The 679-nt window shown below is 50.4% G+C and carries 1 protein-coding gene, 1 tRNA gene and 1 rRNA gene; 1 reads left to right on the top strand and 2 read right to left on the bottom strand.

Translation table 11 applies throughout. The features are described from left to right. Positions 1–242: hypothetical protein (locus B5F12_RS12080; protein WP_204221605.1), on the top strand; the 242-nt coding region annotated here is incomplete at its 5' end. Positions 243–297: 55 nt separating this feature from the next. Here the strand turns inward: B5F12_RS12080 and B5F12_RS11605 are convergent. After that, positions 298–374: transfer RNA gene (locus tag B5F12_RS11605), tRNA-Ile, on the bottom strand. 215 nt (positions 375–589) lie between these two features. Next, positions 590–679, bottom strand: a 16S ribosomal RNA gene (locus B5F12_RS11610); the annotation flags it as partial.

Consider the following 679-nt stretch of genomic DNA (forward strand, 5'->3'; position numbering starts at 1 on the left):
CAGAAATGACTTTTGCCATTCTGATTAAAAATCTACTCTGTTGCTTGCTCTTCCATCTGGAATTATCACATTGTTCAGTTTTCAAGGTGCGGAATTCTGGTCTCGATTGTCACGCTTCGCCTGTTCGCAACGCTCGGCTTCCCTTCGCCTCGGGTTCGAAACAGAATCTTTCAATTCGCAGTTTCTCGCCCTCGCTCCGCTCCATCCTCGCTGCTCACTGCGGCTCAGACGCTTCCATTTGAAACCAGATATCAACATTCAATCTCTTGAATGTTGATATCCATTCTCAATGGACACTGGTGGGCCAAAATGGACTCGAACCATCGACCTCACGATTATCAGTCGTGTGCTCTAGCCAGCTGAGCTATTGGCCCTCGTCGGGATAAACTCCACTCTCTCGCTTCCACCTTGCGGCGAAAGCTCAACCGTTCCGTTATCCCTCCTCTCAATTCAAAACCCGCTTCGCTGGGCTTTTGAATTGGTTGGACGGGGGATGCGGGTTGCACCCTCTAAATTAAACAACGAGAAACGCACCAGAAGTCTGACCAGGACGTTACAACAAGAACTTGTCTCGTTGAAGTCTCCTTAGAAAGGAGGTGATCCAGCCGCACCTTCCGATACGGCTACCTTGTTACGACTTCACCCCAATTATCGAACCCACCTTCGGCCGCGCCCCCCT

It is taken from the genome of Pseudoflavonifractor sp. An176 (genome assembly GCF_002160435.1).
Lineage (GTDB): Bacteria > Bacillota > Clostridia > Oscillospirales > Oscillospiraceae > Enterenecus > Enterenecus faecium.